This is a genomic window from Allobosea sp. P2_A10 (assembly GCF_056405115.1).
The window spans coordinates 129,748-147,883 of sequence record NZ_JBFUCS010000012.1; the positions used below are offsets into that span (position 1 = coordinate 129,748).

The 18,136-nt window shown below is 66.5% G+C and carries 21 protein-coding genes and 1 pseudogene; 12 read left to right on the forward strand and 10 right to left on the reverse strand.

Annotated elements, in window-relative coordinates; translation table 11 throughout:
- The first annotated feature begins 67 nt into the window (after positions 1–67).
- Positions 68–916: a serine O-acetyltransferase gene (gene cysE, locus AC1DZY_RS17765; RefSeq protein ID WP_476821464.1), complete on the forward strand. Its 849-nt coding sequence runs from the start codon at positions 68–70 to the stop codon at positions 914–916.
- Here cysE and AC1DZY_RS17770 read toward each other — a convergent pair.
- Positions 880–1,815 (reverse strand): LysR substrate-binding domain-containing protein, encoded by a 936-nt coding sequence (locus AC1DZY_RS17770; protein ID WP_476821465.1) that lies wholly within the window; start codon positions 1,813–1,815, stop codon positions 880–882. The two genes, cysE and AC1DZY_RS17770, sit on opposite strands and share 37 nt — an antisense overlap.
- Before the next feature lie 130 nt (positions 1,816–1,945).
- Here AC1DZY_RS17770 and AC1DZY_RS17775 point away from each other — a divergent pair, with 130 nt between their 5' ends.
- Positions 1,946–3,277 carry a beta-eliminating lyase-related protein gene (locus AC1DZY_RS17775; protein ID WP_476821466.1) on the forward strand — a complete coding sequence of 444 codons (1,332 nt, stop codon included), beginning with the start codon at positions 1,946–1,948 and terminating at the stop codon, positions 3,275–3,277.
- A 190-nt stretch (positions 3,278–3,467) separates the two neighbouring features.
- The gene (locus AC1DZY_RS17780; RefSeq protein WP_476821467.1) at positions 3,468–3,632 is read left to right on the forward strand and encodes a Flp family type IVb pilin; all 165 of its coding nucleotides are present in this window, start codon (positions 3,468–3,470) and stop codon (positions 3,630–3,632) included.
- Between the two features lie 91 nt (positions 3,633–3,723).
- Here AC1DZY_RS17780 and AC1DZY_RS17785 read toward each other — a convergent pair whose 3' ends face one another.
- Positions 3,724–5,100: a serine hydrolase domain-containing protein gene (locus tag AC1DZY_RS17785; RefSeq protein WP_476821468.1), complete on the reverse strand. Its 1,377-nt coding sequence runs from the start codon at positions 5,098–5,100 to the stop codon at positions 3,724–3,726.
- Positions 5,101–5,295: 195 nt separating this feature from the next.
- Between AC1DZY_RS17785 and AC1DZY_RS17790 the strand changes: the two genes are divergently transcribed.
- A complete protein-coding gene (locus tag AC1DZY_RS17790) occupies positions 5,296–5,508 on the forward strand; it encodes a DUF3126 family protein (protein WP_476821469.1) in 213 nt (70 codons plus the stop codon).
- A gap of 154 nt (positions 5,509–5,662) precedes the next feature.
- Here the strand turns inward: AC1DZY_RS17790 and AC1DZY_RS17795 are convergent, their stop codons facing one another.
- Entirely contained in the window at positions 5,663–6,388 is a 726-nt protein-coding gene (locus AC1DZY_RS17795; RefSeq protein ID WP_476821470.1) for a hypothetical protein, read from the reverse strand.
- A 98-nt stretch (positions 6,389–6,486) separates the two neighbouring features.
- Between AC1DZY_RS17795 and AC1DZY_RS17800 the strand changes: the two are divergent.
- The 3 genes and pseudogenes from AC1DZY_RS17800 to AC1DZY_RS17810 all read left to right on the forward strand — a co-directional run.
- Positions 6,487–6,534: pseudogene (locus AC1DZY_RS17800) on the forward strand (hypothetical protein); the annotation flags it as partial.
- 66 nt (positions 6,535–6,600) lie between these two features.
- The gene (locus AC1DZY_RS17805; RefSeq protein WP_476821471.1) at positions 6,601–6,927 is read left to right on the forward strand and encodes a DUF6949 family protein; all 327 of its coding nucleotides are present in this window, start codon (positions 6,601–6,603) and stop codon (positions 6,925–6,927) included.
- Between the two features lie 55 nt (positions 6,928–6,982).
- Complete coding sequence (locus AC1DZY_RS17810) at positions 6,983–7,513, forward strand: gamma carbonic anhydrase family protein (protein ID WP_476821472.1); 531 nt, start codon at positions 6,983–6,985, stop codon at positions 7,511–7,513.
- A gap of 202 nt (positions 7,514–7,715) precedes the next feature.
- Here the strand turns inward: AC1DZY_RS17810 and AC1DZY_RS17815 are convergent, their stop codons facing one another.
- The 3 genes from AC1DZY_RS17815 to AC1DZY_RS17825 all read right to left on the reverse strand — a co-directional run bounded on the left by AC1DZY_RS17815 (position 7,716) and on the right by AC1DZY_RS17825 (position 9,877).
- The gene (locus tag AC1DZY_RS17815; protein ID WP_476821473.1) at positions 7,716–8,348 is read right to left on the reverse strand and encodes a transglutaminase-like cysteine peptidase; all 633 of its coding nucleotides are present in this window, start codon (positions 8,346–8,348) and stop codon (positions 7,716–7,718) included.
- Positions 8,349–8,629: 281 nt separating this feature from the next.
- Positions 8,630–9,244 (reverse strand): PilZ domain-containing protein, encoded by a 615-nt coding sequence (locus tag AC1DZY_RS17820; RefSeq protein ID WP_476821474.1) that lies wholly within the window; start codon positions 9,242–9,244, stop codon positions 8,630–8,632.
- Between the two features lie 60 nt (positions 9,245–9,304).
- Complete coding sequence (locus tag AC1DZY_RS17825; RefSeq protein WP_476821475.1) at positions 9,305–9,877, reverse strand: PAS domain-containing protein; 573 nt, start codon at positions 9,875–9,877, stop codon at positions 9,305–9,307.
- 431 nt (positions 9,878–10,308) lie between these two features.
- Between AC1DZY_RS17825 and AC1DZY_RS17830 the strand changes: the two genes are divergently transcribed.
- Both AC1DZY_RS17830 and AC1DZY_RS17835 read left to right on the forward strand, forming a co-directional pair.
- Positions 10,309–11,130 carry a rhomboid family intramembrane serine protease gene (locus AC1DZY_RS17830; protein ID WP_476821476.1) on the forward strand — a complete coding sequence of 274 codons (822 nt, stop codon included), beginning with the start codon at positions 10,309–10,311 and terminating at the stop codon, positions 11,128–11,130.
- A 171-nt stretch (positions 11,131–11,301) separates the two neighbouring features.
- Positions 11,302–11,733, forward strand: a complete 432-nt coding sequence (locus tag AC1DZY_RS17835; protein WP_476821477.1) for a CBS domain-containing protein — start codon at positions 11,302–11,304, stop codon at positions 11,731–11,733.
- Between the two features lie 15 nt (positions 11,734–11,748).
- Here AC1DZY_RS17835 and AC1DZY_RS17840 read toward each other — a convergent pair whose 3' ends face one another.
- The 3 genes from AC1DZY_RS17840 to folE form a co-directional block, all read right to left on the reverse strand.
- Positions 11,749–12,723, reverse strand: a complete 975-nt coding sequence (locus tag AC1DZY_RS17840; RefSeq protein WP_476821478.1) for a patatin-like phospholipase family protein — start codon at positions 12,721–12,723, stop codon at positions 11,749–11,751.
- A gap of 197 nt (positions 12,724–12,920) precedes the next feature.
- Positions 12,921–13,325: a phosphoribosyl-AMP cyclohydrolase gene (hisI, locus tag AC1DZY_RS17845; protein ID WP_476821479.1), complete on the reverse strand. Its 405-nt coding sequence runs from the start codon at positions 13,323–13,325 to the stop codon at positions 12,921–12,923.
- A gap of 196 nt (positions 13,326–13,521) precedes the next feature.
- Positions 13,522–14,163: a GTP cyclohydrolase I FolE gene (folE, locus tag AC1DZY_RS17850; RefSeq protein WP_476821480.1), complete on the reverse strand. Its 642-nt coding sequence runs from the start codon at positions 14,161–14,163 to the stop codon at positions 13,522–13,524.
- A gap of 183 nt (positions 14,164–14,346) precedes the next feature.
- Between folE and AC1DZY_RS17855 the strand changes: the two genes are divergently transcribed.
- Positions 14,347–14,793 (forward strand): iron-sulfur cluster assembly scaffold protein, encoded by a 447-nt coding sequence (locus AC1DZY_RS17855; RefSeq protein WP_476821481.1) that lies wholly within the window; start codon positions 14,347–14,349, stop codon positions 14,791–14,793.
- Between the two features lies 1 nt (position 14,794).
- Here AC1DZY_RS17855 and AC1DZY_RS17860 read toward each other — a convergent pair whose 3' ends face one another.
- Positions 14,795–15,541 (reverse strand): phosphatase PAP2 family protein, encoded by a 747-nt coding sequence (locus AC1DZY_RS17860; RefSeq protein ID WP_476821482.1) that lies wholly within the window; start codon positions 15,539–15,541, stop codon positions 14,795–14,797.
- A 34-nt stretch (positions 15,542–15,575) separates the two neighbouring features.
- Here AC1DZY_RS17860 and yidD point away from each other — a divergent pair, with 34 nt between their 5' ends.
- Positions 15,576–15,995 carry a membrane protein insertion efficiency factor YidD gene (yidD, locus tag AC1DZY_RS17865; RefSeq protein ID WP_476821530.1) on the forward strand — a complete coding sequence of 140 codons (420 nt, stop codon included), beginning with the start codon at positions 15,576–15,578 and terminating at the stop codon, positions 15,993–15,995.
- A gap of 54 nt (positions 15,996–16,049) precedes the next feature.
- A complete protein-coding gene (thrS, locus tag AC1DZY_RS17870) occupies positions 16,050–18,047 on the forward strand; it encodes a threonine--tRNA ligase (protein ID WP_476821483.1) in 1,998 nt (665 codons plus the stop codon).
- The last annotated feature ends 89 nt before the right edge of the window (positions 18,048–18,136 follow it).

Here is an 18,136-nt window from a genome sequence, read left to right on the forward strand (position 1 = left end):
TTTGGCGGATCGCCTGCGACGCGTGCTAGAGACAGCTTTCACCGAAGGCTTTCATCGGAGAACGAACATGCCGTCAGGGCGCTCCGTCACGGATATTCGCGACCTCTCGACCGGGCTCGACCGGGTCGATCCAGTCTGGGCGCGGCTCAGGCGGGAGGCGGAAGCCGCAAGCGCAGCCGAGCCGTCGCTGAGCGGGCTCATCCTGTCCTCGGTCCTGAACCAGCCCGGCTTCGAAGCGGCTGTCAGCCATCGTGTCGCGACGCGGCTGGGACATCCGGCGGTCTCGACCGATCTGATCGCGCAGGCCTTTGAAGAGGCGCTCGCCGCCGATCCGGAGATCGGGCTTGGCATGCGCGCCGATGTGCTGGCAGTGCTCGACCGCGATCCCGCCTGCTACCGCGTTCTGGAGCCCGTGCTGTTCTTCAAGGGCTTCCATGCGCTGCAGGCCCACCGCCTCGCGCATTGGCTGCATCTGCAGGGCCGGCGCGATTTCGCGCTCTACCTGCAAAGCCGCTCCTCCGAGGTGTTCCAGACCGACATCAACCCGGCCGCGCGGATCGGCAAGGGCGTGTTCCTCGACCATGCAACCGGCCTCGTCGTCGGCGAGACCACGGTGATCGAGGACGATGTCTCGATGCTGCAGGACGTGACGCTCGGCGGCACCGGCAAGCAGGGCGGCGATCGCCACCCGAAGATCCGCAAGGGCGTGCTGATCGGCGCGGGCGCAAAAATCCTAGGCAATATCGAAATCGGCCAATGCGCCCGGGTCGCGGCGGGCTCGGTCGTGCTGACGGCCGTGCCGCGCAACAAGACGGTGGCAGGCGTGCCGGCCAAGGTCGTCGGCGAGGCGGGTTGTGCCGAGCCCTCGCGCTCGATGGATCAGATACTCGCCGGCGATTGCGGCGGGGATATCTGAGCCGGCCGCGGCTGCCCCTCGACAAGGCAGCGCGCGATCTCGTCCCGGTTGCCATGGGCTTTTGCCTGCGTGCCCGGGACCAGCATGAGCGCGTCGCCCGTCTGCATTGCCTGCGCGAAGGGCGCGACCAGCCGGCCATCGGCCAGGTAGGGTCCGATCAGGCTGAGGCGCCCCATCATCACGCCGGAGCCTGACAGCGCGGCGTCGAGCGCCAGACTGTAGAGCGAGAAGGACGGGCCCCGCGACGGGTCGATCGCCGCCGGTCCCTCCGCGAAGGCGAGCCAGCGCCGCCAGTCGTCGCGCCAGACGGCATCGTGCAGCAACGTCGTCTGGGTGAGGTCATAGACGCTGGCGATTCTGCTCGCCAGTGCCGGCGCGCAGACCGGCAGGATCGCGTCATGACCAAGCGATTGCGCGGCCGGCGGCGCGGCATCCGTCGGCAGGTAGAACAGCGCCAGATCATGGGGCTCGCGGCGGGGATCGGGCGGCTGCTCCATCGCCGCGACCGAGATCTGCAGGCCGGGAAAGGCCTGCTGAAGCGCCGACAGGCGCGGCGAGAGCCAGAGCTGCGCGATGCAGGGCAGGGCGGCGATGGTCAGCGCCCGGCCGTCATGGCCGGCGCGCAACTCCTGCACCGCCTGTCCCAGCATGTCGAAGCCGCGCGTCAGCTTCGGCAGGATGTCGCGCGCGCCTTGCGTCAGCTCCACGCCCTGGGCCAGGCGGCGAAACAGCGGGAAGCCGAGCCAGGCTTCCAGCTGCCTGATCTGCTGAGTAACCGCGCCCGGCGTGACGCCGAGTTCCTCGGCCGATTGCGTGAAGCTCTCATGGCGCGCCGCGACCTCGAAGGCTCGCAGCGCGTTGAGCGAGGGCAGGCGCGGGCGCGGCGGCTTCACGGGCATGTGCGAGCAATCCTCAGGCTGAGATTTTCTCTGCCTTCCAGCGACGATAACTCGTTTGCGCGAGGCTGCGCAAATCGCTCATATCGCTTTCATTCCGCGGCTTGGCCGTGTCGGTTTCGAGGGGATGGTCATGACGGCTCTGGGCAGGCGCGACTGGGTTCCGCAGGAGAGCGAGGACTATGTGCTGCGCATCGCGGCCCAGACGGCGGGGCAGCCGCTCGACGAGATCGCGGCCCGCATCGCCGCGCTGACCACGCAGAACCGCGAGATCCACGAGCGCGACTGCATCAACCTCAACCCAGCGACCAATGTGATGAACCCCGAGGCCGAGGCGGTGCTCTCGGCAGGGCTCGGCGCGCGGCCCTCGCTGGGCTATCCCGGCGACAAATACGAGATGGGGCTGGAGGCGATCGAGCAGATCGAAGTCATCGCAGCCGAACTTGCAGCCGAGGTCTTCGGCGCGAAATATGCCGAGATCCGGGTGCCGTCCGGCGCCATCGCCAATCTCTACGCCTTCATGGTCGCGGCCAAGGCCGGCGACTGCATCATCGCGCCGCCTGGCGAGATCGGCGGCCATGTCACGCATCATGGCGCGGGCGCAGCCGGGCTCTACGGCATCGTCACCCATCCGGCCCCGGTCGACGCGACCGGCTACACCGTCGATCTCAAGCGCCTGCGCGAGGATGCGCTGCGGCTGCGGCCCAAGCTGATCTCGATCGGGGGCAGCCTCAACCTGTTCGCCCATCCGATCCGCGAAATCCGGGCGATTGCCGACGAGATCGGCGCGCTCGTGCTGTTCGACGCCGCGCATATGTCCGGCATGATCGCCGGCCATGGCTGGCAGCAACCTTTGGAAGAAGGCGCCCATCTGATGACGATGAGCACCTATAAGAGCCTGGGCGGCCCGCCTTCGGGTCTGATCGCCACCAACGACGCGGATATCGCCAGACGCCTCGACGCGATCGCCTATCCCGGCATGACCGCCAATTTCGATGCGGCGAAATCGGCTTCGCTCGCGATCACGCTGCTCGACTGGAAGGCGTACGGTCGTGACTATGCACAGATGATGGCGCTGACGGCCAAGGCGCTCGGCGAGGCGCTGGTCGAGCGGCAGGTGCCGGTCTTTGCCCGCGATCGCGGCATCACCACCTCGCATCAGTTCGCGATCGAGGCCCATGCCTATGGCGGCGGGCAGGCGGCGGCGAAGAAGCTGCGCGCGATCAACCTGCTGACCTGCGGAATCGGCCTGCCGCTGCCGGCGGTTTCTGGGGACGTCAACGGGTTGAGGCTCGGCACGCCCGAGATCGTGCGCTTCGGCATGACGCCCGCCGACATGCCCGAGCTTGCCGGCTACATCGCCGAGGGCCTGAGCGGTTCGAGGCCGGCCGACGCCGTGGCGCGGGATGTGACGGCGTTCCGGAGCCGGTTCCGCAAGCTGCATTTCATGCGCGGGCAAGCATGAGGCGCGGAGGCGGGATTGCTGTGCACCGGCGTTAAGGGACGCTTTGCCATGCCATCTAAAGTGGCGTTTATGCCGCAATTCCCGCGATCGTTTTAATTCATCGGAAAGCCAGCGATTGTATTCTCCCCTGGTCACCGGCGCCAATCCGGCGTTGACCAAAGACATCGCTTAGTTGAGGGGGAGTAATTTCATGAAGAACCTGTTCGCTCGCTTCGTCAAGAATGAATCCGGCGCGACCGCCATCGAATACGGCCTGATCGCTTCACTCGTCGCCGTCGCCGCCATCACGGCAATGACTTCGGTCGGCGATAAGCTGATCTCGACCTTCACCGCGATCGCCGGCAGCCTGAAGTAATCTTCAGGACTTCGCGGCGATACCGCACTGACAAAACCCCGGCGCGAGCCGGGGTTTTTGTTTTGAGCGGGTCGCGCAAAACGGCGTCGATTCAGGCCCCGGCGTTCCCGCCGTAGCGCTCCAGCATCTCTTCCCGCAGCGCCGTTTCGCTCACCAGCCGTGCACCGCCGAGCCAGACCTCCGCGACCGCGCCGCCGGCGTCGCGCACCAGCCGCGCCGTTTCGCCAGGGCTGTTGAAGCTCGAGGCTTTCGCGATGCGGCCGAGATCGGCTGCTTCGATCGTGATTTCGCCGGCATCGGAAAAAGGCTGGAACAGCGCGGGGTTGGCGATCAGCACCTTGTTTTCGAAGGGAACGAGATCGCCGCAGTTCCAGATCGACCACCAGCGGCCGTTCCATCCTTGAGTGGTCGGTGTCGGCGCGCCGAGTTCGCAGAAGCGCTTGAGGATATGGGCCACGCCCTCGATCCAGGGATGGGCGAGGCCGTCGATCGCGTTGGTCAGGACGGAGATCGTGATGCCGTGCTCCGGCAGGACGCCGGTGCGGGTGATGAAACCCTGGAAACCGCCGGAATGGCCAAACCAGCTCCAATCTCCTTCGCCGCCGGAGATCGTGCCGAGACCGTAGTGGCGGCCAAGGCTGCTCTCATCATCGGGCCAGAGGCGGCGGGTCATCTCGCGGCGGCTGAGCGGCGACAGGATGCTGCGCTCTGCCTTCGGCGAAAGCTGGGCGAAGAAGCGCGCGAGATCGGCGGCCGTGGCGACGAAACCCGCTGCCGAGGCCATGGCGTGACATGGATTGTCGCCGGGAATCACGACGCGCCGACCGAGAGGCAGTTTGGGGCTGTGGCCTTTCGCCATCGGACCCGACCAGAGCGTGATGTCGGGCCTCGTTTCGGACAATCCGATATTGGCCACGACCTCGCTGGCGATCCAGTCGGCATAGGGTTCTCCGGTCACGGCCTCGATAACGAGGCCGAGCAGCCCGAAGCCGTGATTGGAGTATTTCAGGCGCTGCGACGCGGGCAGGATCGGCGGCATGGCGAGGTCGGCGAGGAGTTCGGCCTTGTCGCAATAGGGCTTGCGGTCGAAGAACTGGCCATTGTCGGGGCCGTCACGGGTCAGGCCGGCGCTGTTGGACAGAAGCTGGCCCAGTGTCACGACCGCGATCTCGGGATGCAGGCCCGGCACGAAACCGCCGACCTGATCGTCGAGCCGAAGGCGGCCGGCCTCGACCAGCCGCAGGATGCCGGCCGAGGTGAAGCTCTTGGAATGGGAGGCGATGCGGAAGCCGTGGCGCGGCGTCAGCGCCTCTCCCGTCGCGATGTCGGCCATGCCGAAAGCGGCCTCGAACACGATTTCCGGCCCGTCGGCGATGGCGATCGCGCAGCCGGGCTGGTCGTGGAGGCGCAGCTGGAAGTCGAGCCAGGAGGAAATATAGGCAAGGGCAGGGGGCAGCCAGGGCTTCATCGCGCGATCCATCGCAGGCGGAACTTCGCGCAGAGTAACGCATCTCCGCGCCAGTCCGTCAGGGTCTCGTCATCATGCAGGGGCGGCGTGGGGCTGCGGTCGAGCGGCCCTGTCGCCAAGGCCGGTGCGGCCTTCCGGCTTGCCCTCCCGGCCTTGCCATGGCATCCGTCCCGCCAACCGATAAGGACCGACACCGTGGACAAGACCGAACTCGCCAAGCTCGAAGGCTATCTGCGCCGCACCTTCGCCAATCACACGATCAGCGTGCGCGCCCGTATGAAGAAGAACGATTCGGCCGAGGTGTACCTCGCCGACGAGTTCATCGGCATCATCCATGTCGATGATGAGGACGGCGACCGCTCGTTCAATTTCACCATGGCGATCCTCGACGTCGATCTGGAAGACTGAGCCCGCCACATCGGGAATGCTACTCCGGAGGCCGTCTGACGCGGCCGCCCGCGCTTCCGGTGCTCACGGACAAAAGTCCGCTGCGCTCCGGTTCTCGCCGGTCACGCCAGCCGGCTCGCCCTGGCGAAATGCCCGGCCCGGTACAGGCCCGAGATCAGCGCAGCATGCCGTCGATGGTGCGGCGGACGCCGCCGAGCATCAACTCCCAATCGGCGATGACGCCGCGCGGAAAGCGGATGTTCACGTCGACGCCGCGATGGCGGAACGTGACCCGGCACAATTCGTCCAGATTGACCGTCGCCGCTGAATCAAGCGGGCAGCGCGCCGCGAAGCCGCGTCCGTCGGGCACCGAGACATAGAGTTCGTCGCCCTCATAGGGCGAGCCCTTGCGGAAGCCGCGCACGACGAGGCCGCCGGGATTGGACCAGACTGTCGGCGTCAGGAAGCGGGCATAGACGGCGAGTTGCGTCGCCGGCTCGTTGACCTTGTCGGGCGGGCTCAGCGTCACCAGCAGCCGGTTGCGGTTCTGCGCCTGCGCCGGGCCGAAGCTCGGCCAATCCAGCCTGAGGCGCACCATGCCGACGAGCCGCGAGGTGTCGTCGGCCTCGGCTCCGGTCAGATTTTGCGGGACCATCAGAGCGACGTCGCCGATCCGGGCCGGCTGCAGCGTCGCGGTCGCCTCGGCGCCCTTGCGGCTGGCGTAGAGCGCAGCCCCCGTGGCAGCGAGCCCCGCGAGCAGGATCGCCAGAGCCGCCTTGCCGAGCGCCCGGTCGGCGCGCGGCGGCAAAGGCTGCGGCCTTCGCTTCAGGCGCGAGCGGATCATCACCGCGATGTCTGCGGCCAGTTGCGCGGAGTTCTCTTGCGGGATCGAAGCGGTCACGGATTTGCGCCTTCAGCGGAGGTCGCCACAGTCAAGCAGAGCGCGCTTAACGCGCCGTAAACCATGATTGAGCCGGGCAAGCCCTGAGCCTGTGATCCGTTGCCTGTCCGGCAGGCTGGCGGTCCGGGCGGTTAACCATCGCTTAGGAGTTTTCTTCACACCTCGTAAACCATACGGCAGGGTGGGCGGCAGTTGAGTGTGGAGCCCGCCCTGTGTCGATCGATCCCGTCGCGTATGAGGCGATCCAGTATCTCGCCATCGGGTTCACCTTCGCCGGGCTGCTGGCGAGCGCGTTCGAACTGTTCACGGCGCAACGCGCCGATTTCAAATTGCTGCAGGGCGGCGGGCTCGCCGCCGTCGCGAGCGTCCCCGTCGTCGTCTTCAGCGCGCCATTCCTGATCGTGCGCAACACCGTCCGCGGGCGGCGGATCGAGGGCCGGCCGTTCGTCTTCGTGATGCTGGCGAGCATGATCGCCTCGCTGTGGAGCATGGCCTCGGGCCGCGTGCTGTTCGACCTGCTGCAGATGCTCGGCGCTTGACGGGTTCGCGGCGCAGCCTGCATTCCTGAGGCAGACGCTCAGGAAGGACGCCGCCATGCCGCTCTACTCGCTCGATGGAACCGTGCCGGAGACGCCGCCGGAGGGCTCGTGGTGGCTTGCGCCCGATGCCCATCTTGTCGGCCGGATCCGGATCGCCGCCGATGTCGGCATCTGGTTTGGCGCGGTGATGCGCGGCGACAATGAGTGGATCGAGATCGGGCAAGGCAGCAACATCCAGGAAGGCTGCGTCCTGCACACCGACATGGGCTTTCCCCTGAAAGTCGGGGTCGGCTGCACCATCGGCCATCGCGCCATCCTGCATGGCTGCATCATTGGCGACAACAGCCTGATCGGCATGGGCGCGACCGTGCTGAACGGGGCGAGGATCGGCGCCAACTCCCTCGTCGGGGCCAATGCGCTGGTGACCGAGGGCAAGGAATTTCCCGACAATTCGCTGATCGTCGGCTCGCCGGCGCGCGCCATCCGCACGCTGGACCAGGCGGCCGCCGCCGGCATCACCGCTTCGGCGAAGGCTTACGTCGCGCGCTGGCGGCAATTCCATGCGGGGCTGAAGCGGCTGGACTGAGTAGAACGCAAAAAGACGGGCCGACTCCCCGGGGAAGGGAGCCGGCCCTATGGCGAAACCCGGCCTGGGGGACGGGTGGGGTGGGGACGTGACCGAGCCTCGCCGTCCTTTGTGGAGAATCGCTGCGGCCTTCGGCCGGGTCAGCGAATCCCCTGGTCATGGCGCGGCTGCGCCTTCGGGCGGCCGCGCAAGCTTTTCGCGATCAGCGCACCGAGGCGACCGTCGGGTTCTGGGCGCCGCCGAGCGAGGTCCAGCCGACCTGCATCTGCGACTCGCGCTTGACGTAGACGTAACCGGTCTGGTTCCAGGGCAGGACCGCGTTGCGCTTGTTGTCGAGGATGTAGTCCCCCCGGTCGGTGCGGATCATCAGCACCGCATGGCCGGCGTTCTCCTCGTCGATGACGACCGTCATCAGCAAAGCGCGGCGCGGAATGCCGGCCTCGGCCAGGCGCTTGCGCTTCAGCAGCGCGTAGTCCTCGCAGTCGCCCCTGCCGTCCTCGGGGATGTCCCAGCGATCGACGACGCCCCAATGCTCCTCGTCGGTCACCGGCTCGATCTCGCGATTGGTCCGGCCGTTGATGGCGACGATCGTCTTCCAAAGCTTCGGCGTCATCTCGACGCGGTCCGCCTCACGCAGATCGATGCGGCATTCCGACGGGGTGCGCCGGCAGAAATCGTTCCAGGCATAAGGCGCGCGCGCCTCGCCGGAAGCGGCGATCGGCAGGCTGGCGACGGGGATGCCGGCGCTTTGCTGGGCGTTCGCCCCGGTCGCGCCGGCGAGCGTCAGGCCAAGCGCCAATACAGGTCCGGTGAAGTTGAGGTAGTTTTTCGTCATGTCGTCCCCTTTCGTGTCCCTGGGGCAGACCATGCGCAGTGCCGATGGATTTCATTTGAAACAGATACGAGCAATTCTATGTAATTCGCCGTTCGGGCGATGGATCATCTTTCAGGCTAAACGCTCGGAGAATTCGATGTTAACAAGCCTAACGGCTGCGTTCAGTGATTTTTAATCACGGGTGCGGCGTGACGAAACCGGAGCGCAAGCGCGGTTCCGCAAGCAGCGGGATCTGTGCTGATCGGGAGGTGTAGCAGGACAGGCCGCGCAGCGGCGCTGCTTCAGAGCTCGAGATTCTCGTCGAGCAGGTCAGCCGAGAGCGGGAAGCGGAATTCGGCAGCAAAGCCGCCGTCGAACCGGCGCACGATCTTGGCCGGCGTCGTGCCGATCCTGAGCGGGGTGCCCATCGGGAGGTCGAGGTCGGTCGAGAACGCCGCGCCCGAAAGCGAGATGTCGATCACGCGCACGACATGCTCGGCGCCGTCGTTCATGGTCAGGACGGATCGCGGATTGCGCGGAACGATGCGCTCATGGCGACGGTCCTCGGGCAGGCCGAGTTCCTCGCGGTTGGCGAGCCAGGTCAATTGCGCGGTGAATTTCTCGCGCTTGCGGCTGGTCGCGGTGATCGTCATCGCGAAGCCTTCCATCGTGGTGCGCACGGCGACGCCCTCGATGCGGCCGAGATGCTCCAGATAGACGATGACGCGGTCGCCAGGTGCGGCCTTTGCGGGCGCCGCGATGTGCAGGCCGCCCGGCGAGATGTCGATCGACTGGCAGGGGTATTCCATGCGGTTGGGCAGCATGTAACGCCCGAGCAGCACCACCTTCATACGGTAGTGCCGCCTGCGTTCGGCAGGACGGGCGGCGGTACGGGGCGTTTGCAGCGCGCTCAACATCAAGGATCTGCCTGATTTCGAGCGATCCTATCGGCGCGCTGGTTAACGGGTGGTTAGATTTCAGGCCCGCCCACCCGGAAGCACCATGAATTTCGGTGGTGTCGCGCGCTGCGGCGGCGCCGGCACGGCGCGGGCCGGTGGGCTTGGCCAGAGCATCCGCAGCGAGATCATCTGCATCGACTGCAGCATGTCGAGGCCGAGCCACTCGGGCGTCACCGCCGGTGACAGCGCCCCGAGCAGGCGGGCATGGGTGCGGCCGCGATAACGCAGCGGCAGCAGGAGCAGTTCGAGATAGACCGGCGCGCCGCTCTGGGTTTCGCCCGAGAGCCCGGCGACGGCGCCGGCGGTCTCGTCCATCACGGTCTGGACGAGGCGGCGCATGTCGCCCTGCGATTCGACATCGGGCCACAGGGCCGTGAATGCGCGCCCGCGCAATTCGCTGCCGACAAGCGCGCAAAGCCGCGTGCCGGCCAGCCGGAAGACCGGGCCGATCGGCTCGTTTTCCAGCACGAAGGTGTCGGCGAGCGCATGACGCAGCGCGCCGGGCTCGATCTCGCCCCGTTCGGGCGCCGCGCGCTCGCCGCGCAGCGTGTCCCAATACTCGTAGACAAGTCGGGTGCTCGTGTTCTTCATCGCTGCATCCAGTGCCGGCTGTCGTCCGTCTCCATGCCGGCATGCGTCCCGCGATGGGCCACAAGCGTCAGGAGCTGGAACGTTCTTGCCCTCTCGGGGAACGAGGACGCAGACAGCGTGCCGTCTTGCCACGCCGGAGCGGGGCAGGGAGGCGAAACGATCGGTTAAGGTTAACGAAAGCTTGAGATTGTGGATAACCCCTTACAATGCATGATAAATGCGAGTGATTTCGGTGGGCGCGAGCAGCCCGCCTCCGACTGGGCGAGGGGGACGTGACCGCGATGCGACGCCTTTAAGCGCGCACCGGCCGCAGCCTGAGAAAGGGAGAGCCTGGGGGCTCTCCCTTTTTCGTTCCGCCACGATTCTGTCGCAGGCCTGACCGGTGCTGCTCCGCTTGCCTCGGGCGGCGGCATCGGCAAGGGTTGAAGCCCATGTCAGACCCAAACTTCGGTTCCGGTTCGCCACCCCCGCGCGAGCCCGTCCTCAATCTCCCGGCCGTCGTGCTCTGGCTGATCGCGCTGCTCGCGCTGATCCAGGCCGGGCGTTCGCTGCTCTCGCCCTATGACGACTACGCGCTGATCTCCTGGCTCGCCTTCGTGCCGGCGCGTCTCAGCCTGTGGCTCTCGCCCGACCGGCTCGACGACGTGCTGACGGGGCTGGCCCAATCGCAGGTCGGGCAGGATCTCGCCGACCGGATGCAGCTGGCGCGGCTGTTCCTGATCGATGGAGGGCCGCGGCTCTGGACTCTGGTGAGCTACGGGTTGCTGCACGGCTCCTGGGTGCATCTGATCTCGAACGTCGTCTGGCTCGCGGCATTCGGCAGTCCGGTCGCGCGCCGGCTCGGGACGAGCCGCTTCCTCAGCCTGATGGGGCTTTCAACCATTGCCGGCGCATTGCTGCACTGGTGGTCGCGCGAGCTCGACGTGCTGCCGCTTGTGGGAGCTTCGGCTGCGATATCGGGCGCGACCGCCGCCGCCATCCGGTTCGTCTTCTCGCCGGGCTTGCGCTTCGGTTCGCTCGGGGACGACGCCGTCGTCAGGGCTATCCCCGCCGAGCGCATCGGCCAGATCTGGCGGAATTCGCGGGCGCTGCTGTTCATCGCGATCTGGTTCGTCACCAATATCCTGTTCGGTTCCGGACTGGTGCCGATCTTCGGCGAGGAGACCAGCATTGCCTGGGAGGCCCATATCGGCGGCTTTCTCGCCGGGCTGCTGCTGTTTCCGCTGTTCGACCGCGGCGCATTGCGCGGCTGAGGCCGGCGCCTCCGAAAGCCTTGCCTGCGCCACGGTCTTCGCCCACACTCGCGGTATTGCGAAGGATTGGGACGGCCATACCCGGCGATTCACTCCGTCAGCGGCCGGGCTCCTGTCCCGCTCGAACCCGTGCGCCGGTCAACGGCGCCGACTGACAGGAGGAACGCATCCATGAATGTCGCGCAGCTTCTCGGTGACAAGGGCCATGACGTGATCTCGGTGCAACCGCACCGGACGCTTGGTGAAGCCACCCGCATCCTCAGCGAACGCCGCATCGGCGCCGTCGTGGTGACGGGAGCGGACGGCGCCCTGGTCGGTATCCTTTCGGAGCGCGACATCATCCGTGCTCTTGGAGCAGACGGGCCCGCCGCGCTCGACAGCCCGGTTTCGCGCGCCATGACCGCCAAGGTCGTGACCTGCCGACCGCAGACCAGCATCGACGAGCTGATGGAAATGATGACCTCGGGTCGCTTCCGTCATGTCCCGATCGTCGAGAACGGCCGGATCGCCGGCATCGTCTCGATCGGTGACGTGGTGAAGCATCGGGTCGCCGAGATCGAGGCCGAAAGCCGGGCGATGCGGGACTACATTGCGATGGCCTGAGCGGCCGTCCTGACGTCAGTGGGTCGCGACGCTGCTGCCGCCGACCATGGTCACGATCTCGTCGAGTGCGCGCTCGGTCGCGACGCGGCCGAGTTCCATCGCCTCCTCGGCCCGGTGGAAATCGAACAGCCCGACCTTGCCCAGCCGGGGGCCGATCATCACGTCGGGCGGATCGCCGGCAAGGCGCGAGCGCGAGATGCGATCCTGCGTGATGTTGAAGGCATCGACCATCACGCCGGCAAGGCCGGGACGATCCTCGACTGACCGCGTCACCAGCCCGCGCATACGCCGCGCCGCCCCGCTGATGCCGCCGAGCCAGCGAGAACCCGGCTGGACGGCGGCTTCGGGCGGCGTTTCGGGGTCGGGCTCTGCTGCGTGACTCTGGATGATGGTGCCGCGTCCGGCGAGGTCGCTGTTCAGGTTCACACAGATCACCAGATCGGCGCCCATGGCACGGCAGGCCGTGACGGGGACCGGGTTGACCAGCGCGCCGTCCATCAGCCAGCGGCCGCCGAGCTTGACCGGGTCGAACACGCCAGGCAGCGCGTAGGACGCGCCCAGCGCCTCGACCAGCGGGCCATGCGTCAGCCAGATTTCATGGCCGGTGCCCAGTTCGGTCGCAATCGCGACGAAACGCTGCGGCAGCGCCTCGATGCGGATGCCGGCGAGATCGCGTTCGAGCAGGCGCTTCAGCCGGCCGCCGGCGATCAGGCCGGCCCCGCCAATATGGAAATCCATCAGCCCGACGACGCGGCGCTTGGTCAGGCTGCGTGCGAAGGTCGTGAGTTCCGGCAGTTTGCCCGCGGCAAAGCAGCCGCCCACAACTGCGCCGATCGAGGTTCCAGCAATGACGTCGGGGCCGTAGCCGGCCTGGGTGAGCGCCTGCAGCACGCCGATATGGGCCCAGCCGCGCGCCGCGCCGCCGCCGAGCGCGAGTCCGATCTTCGGCCGGCTACGCCCCGGCGGCCTCTCGACCGTCATATCGTTCATCGTGGCTCCACCTCCGCCCAGTCCAAAGGCTCGCCTGGCGATGTCATCCCAGAGCATGGTCCCGACCCTCCTCGGGAGCGTCAGGATCGCAGTGGGGGATGAGGGAATCGTGAATCAGCCCATCCGGGCCTTGCGATTATCGGCGGCTTTTGACGGAAACATGAAAGCCCGACGAAAGGAACGCCAGCGCCGCCGGATCAGCCCGGCGCCAGCGGCAGCGAGGCGTCGGCGCGCAGCGGCTTGACCCGGTAGAAGCAGGAATGCCGGCCGGTGTGGCAGCAGCCGCCGTCTCCCGCGACATTGACCTTGAGCCAGATCGCGTCCTGGTCGCAATCGACGCGCATCTCGACGATGGTCTGGATCTGCCCCGACGTCGCGCCCTTGTGCCAGAGTTCCCGGCGCGAGCGCGACCAGTACCAGGCTTCGCCGGTCTCGAGCGAGCGCTGCAAAGCCTCCGCGTTCATGTGCGCAACCATCAGCAATTCACCGGTGGCTGCGTCGGTGGTCACGCAGGTGACGAGGCCGTTGGCGTCGAAGCGCGGGGCAAGCACGACGCCTTCTTCCAGCGTGTTTTTGTCCGGGGCGGCGGGGAAGTGGGACATGGTGCTCCAAAGCGCTGTGCAGCTTCATTGCCGTATAGCGCGCGCCGGTTTCTGGCGGAACCGCTCCGTCATTCCGGGCGCAGCGAAGCGGAGATCCGGAATCCATCGTCGAGCGCTGTGGTGCCTTACGATGGATTCCGGATCGGCGCCGCTTTCGCGGCTTGTCCGGAGTGACGGCGCGCGCGTCCCATCCGGCTTAAAGCCCCGGCGACTTCACCATGGTGAAGAAGCGGACCTGCTCGGTCGGGTCCTTGAACACGCCGGTATATTGCGTGGTCATGGTCGAGGAGCCCTGCTTCTGCACGCCGCGCATCGACATGCACATATGCTCGGCCTCGATCAGCACGGCGACGCCGCGCGGTTTCAGCACCTTGTCGATGATCTGGGCGATCTGCGCCGTCATCGTCTCCTGCGTCTGCAGGCGGCGGGCGTAGACGTCGACGATACGCGCGAGCTTGGAGAGGCCGACCACGCCTTTGGACGGGTAGTAGCCGATATGGGCCTTGCCGACGAAGGGCACCATGTGATGCTCGCAGTGCGAATAGAACGGGATGTCGCGCACCAGGACCATGTCCTGATAGCCCTCGACCTCCTCGAAGACGCGGTCGAGCACGGCGTGCGCGTCCTCGTCATAGCCCTTGTAGAATTCCTTGAAGGCCTTGGTCACGCGCCGCGGCGTATCGGTCAGGCCTTCGCGTGATGGATCGTCGCCGGCCCATAAGATGAGCGTGCGCACGGCTGCCTCGGCTTCCTCCTGCGTCGGCTGCTTGATCAGAAACTTGTCTGCAGAGGGGCTGAGCGCCCGCTCGACGGACAAGGACTTAACCACAGGGTTCATGTGGCGCCTCCCGTTACGGTTATGCATCCTACGCAACCGATATGGCGCTGGACCAATCGGCGCACAGGGGTGCGACAAGTTTCCCGTCGCCGGCGCTTTGCGGAGATGCTCTCCCGCCGGACAACGATCGACCCTATATTGGGTCGCGGCGCCGGTCACTCCAGACCCGGCGGAGATCACGACATGCTGAGCGATGTTTACAACAAGCGCATTCTCGAACTCGCAGCCAACATCCCGCTGCTGGAGCGCCTGCCTGCGCCCGACGCGACGGCCAAGGCCCATTCGCGACTTTGCGGCTCGACCGTGACGGTCGATGTCAGCATGGAGGGCGATGTCGTCACCGCCTTCGGCCATGACGTGAAGGCCTGCGCGCTCGGGCAGGCCTCGTCCTCGATCATGGCGCGCCATGTCGTGGGCGCCACCGCCGACGAACTGCGTCTGGTGCGCGAGCAGGCCCGCGCCATCCTCAAGGACAACGCCGAGCCGCCGGACGGGAAGTGGAGCGATCTCTCGGTGCTCGTGCCGGTGCGCGACTACAAGGCGCGTCACGCCTCGACCATGCTGACCTTCGACGCCGTGGTCGACGCCATCGGCCAGATCGAGGCCCGCCGCCAGCAGGCGGCGGAGTGAGTCATTTCAGCCCGAAGGCCAGCCTGATCTCTGCCCTGGTCTCGTCGAAACGCGAGCGGAAGGCGCGTTCGGCCAGCAGCGCCTTGGCGACGGCGCGCCCGGCCTTGTCGCCGGCGACGAGATCGCTCGGGTAGTGGAAGCCGCAGACGAGGCGGCTCTCGTCATAGCTCTTGACCCGCTCCTCGAATTTGTCGGCAAGTTCGGGCACGACCGTCGACAGCAGTTCGGCATAGAGCGCGGCGGTCGCGGCATGGCCGGACGGAAAGGACGTGCCGTCGGGTCGGCCGCCGGGGCAGGGCTTGATCCTGACCTTGTTCCAGACCGTGAACGGCCGCTGCCGGCTGGTCAGGCGGCGCACGCCGAGCAGCACGATCGCCGACTCGACTTGGGCTTCCTTGAACAGCAAACGCATTTCGCGGTGAGTGTTGTCGACGTAGGTATTGCTGACGCCTTCAAGAAAACGCGACAGGGTCTGGTACTGGTCGGCAATGGCGGCCTTTTCGCGCTCGGGCGTACGGGTGGAGCTGATCTTCAGCACCTGCTCGAATTCGGCCTTGTTCTCCGGCGAGTTCTGCGCCGGCGGCAGGCCGATGATCTTGGCGATGTCGAGCTTGCCGGGTTCGAGCCAGAGCAGGTTGTTGCGCTGCTGCGCCGATGCCGGCGACGCGGCGCACAGCAGGGCTGCCGCAACCGCCAGGGAGGCGGCTGCACGTCGGAAGGACATCGGTTGCGGAGCGGGGGCAAGCATGGCGAATCTCGGCTCGGGTGACGAGCGCGATGAAATGGCATCGAATCGCGCCTTGTCACGTCTTTTTGCAAAAGCAGCCAGCCTGAAGCGTGGGCCGCGCCTTGGCGCGCACTGGCTGATCCGGGGCTATCAGCTCAGCCTGTCCATGCTGGTCGGCCGCCAGTGCCGGCATTGGCCGAGCTGTTCGGCTTATACCGACGAGGCGATCCAGCGTTACGGGCTGTGGCGCGGCGGCTGGGTCGGGTTCGCGCGGATCTGCCGCTGCAATCCGCGCGGCACCAGCGGCATCGATCTCGTCTGCGAGGAATTGCCACTGCGGGCGACGTGGTATAGCCCGTGGCGCTATGGCCGCTGGCGCGGCGTCAACGCGCCGCCTCCCGAGGGAGACTGGACGGCCAGCGGCTCCGACGCGCAACCGGCTGCGGGCGAGGGAGTCGTCAAACCGCATCCGTAGCCGGCCTTGACTTACGGGGTTCGTATCCCCGAGTGAGCAGGACTTTTACAGGCCATGACGATCTCCCTGACATTTCCAGACGGCGCAAGCCGCGAGTTCCCGGCCGGCATCACCGGCAAGGCGATCGCAGGCGGCATTTCCCCCTCTCTGCTGAAGCGCACCGTCGCGATGGCGCTCGACGGCGTCGTCGTCGACCTCGGCGATGCGATCGAGAAGGATTCGAGGATCGAGTTTCTGACGCGGGAGGACCCGCGCGCGCTCGAACTGATCCGGCACGACTGCGCCCACGTCCTCGCCGAGGCCGTGCAGGCACTCTGGCCGGGTACGCAGGTGACGATCGGGCCGGTGATCGAGGGCGGCTTCTTCTACGATTTCGCCCGCAACGAACCGTTCACGCCCGAAGACCTGCCGGTCATCGAAAAGAAGATGCGCGAGATCATCGCGCGCGACGCGCCGTTCACCAAGGACGAGTGGAGCCGCGACAAGGCGAAGGCTTTCTTCCGCGACAAGGGCGAGGCCTACAAGGTCGAGCTGGTCGACGCGATCCCCGAAGACCAGACGCTGAAGATGTATGCGCAGGGAGACTGGATCGATCTGTGCCGCGGGCCGCACATGACCTCGGTCGGCAAGGTCGGCAACGCCTTCAAGCTGATGAAGGTCGCGGGCGCCTATTGGCGCGGCAACAGCGACAACGCCATGCTGACGCGCATCTACGGCACCGCCTTCGCCAAACAGGAAGAACTCGACGCGCATCTGACGCAGATCGAGGAGGCCGAGAAGCGCGACCATCGCAAGATCGGCCGCGAGATGAACCTGTTCCACTTCCAGGAGGAGGGGCCCGGCGTCGTGTTCTGGCACTCCAAGGGCTGGCGGCTGTTCCAGGAGATCATCGCCTATATGCGACGCCGGCTGGCAGCCGATTACGAGGAGGTCAACGCGCCGCAGATCCTCGACAAGTCGCTCTGGGAGACCTCGGGCCATTGGGGCTGGTACCAGGACAACATGTTCGCGGTGAAGTCGGCCTCGGCCTTCGAGAACCCCAACGACCCGATGCGCGACCAGAAGGTCTTCGCGCTGAAACCGATGAACTGCCCCGGCCATGTCCAGATCTTCAAGCATGGGCTGAAGAGCTATCGCGATCTGCCGATCCGGCTTGCCGAATTCGGCGCGGTGCATCGCTACGAGCCGTCGGGCGCGCTGCACGGGCTGATGCGCGTGCGCGGCTTCACGCAGGACGACGCGCATATTTTCTGCGGCGAGCAGGATCTGGCGGCCGAGTGCCTGAAGATCAACGAGCTGATCCTTTCGGTGTATGCCGATTTCGGCTTTACCGACGATCTCGTCATCAAGCTCTCGACCCGGCCGGAGAAGCGGGTTGGGACGGACGCGATGTGGGACCACGCCGAAGATGTCATGACGAAGGTCCTCGACCAGATCGCAACCGAATCCGGCGGCAGGATCAAGACCGCGATCAATCCGGGCGAGGGCGCGTTCTACGGGCCGAAGTTCGAATATGTCCTGCGCGACGCGATCGGCCGCGACTGGCAATGTGGCACGACGCAGGTCGACTTCAACCTGCCGGAACGTTTCGGCGCCTTTTATATCGGCTCGGACGGCGAGAAGAAAACGCCGAGCATGGTCCACCGGGCGATCTGCGGCTCGCTCGAGCGCTTCACCGGCATCCTGATCGAGAACTTCGCCGGCCATTTCCCGCTCTGGCTCGCGCCCGAGCAGATCCTGGTCTGCCCGATCACCTCGGAGGCCGACGCCTATGCCGAACAGGTCACGATCGCCTGCATGAATGCGGGCCTGCGGGCGCGCGCCGATCTTCGCAACGAGAAGATCAGCTACAAGGTGCGCGAGCATTCGCTGGCCAAGGTCCCGGTTATCCTGGCGGTCGGCAAACGCGAGGCCGAGGAGAAGACCGTGACGGTGCGCCGTCTCGGCAGCCAGGCGCAGACGGTGATGTCGCTGGCGGAGATGCTGGCGGCGCTGGTCGACGAGGCGACACCGCCGGACCTGAAGCGGCTTAAGGCGGCGCGAGCCGGCTGACATCACAACGCGTCATTCCGGGCGCAGCGAAGCGGAGACCCGGAATCCATAGCAGGGCACAATGCTTTATGATGGATTCCGGATCAGCG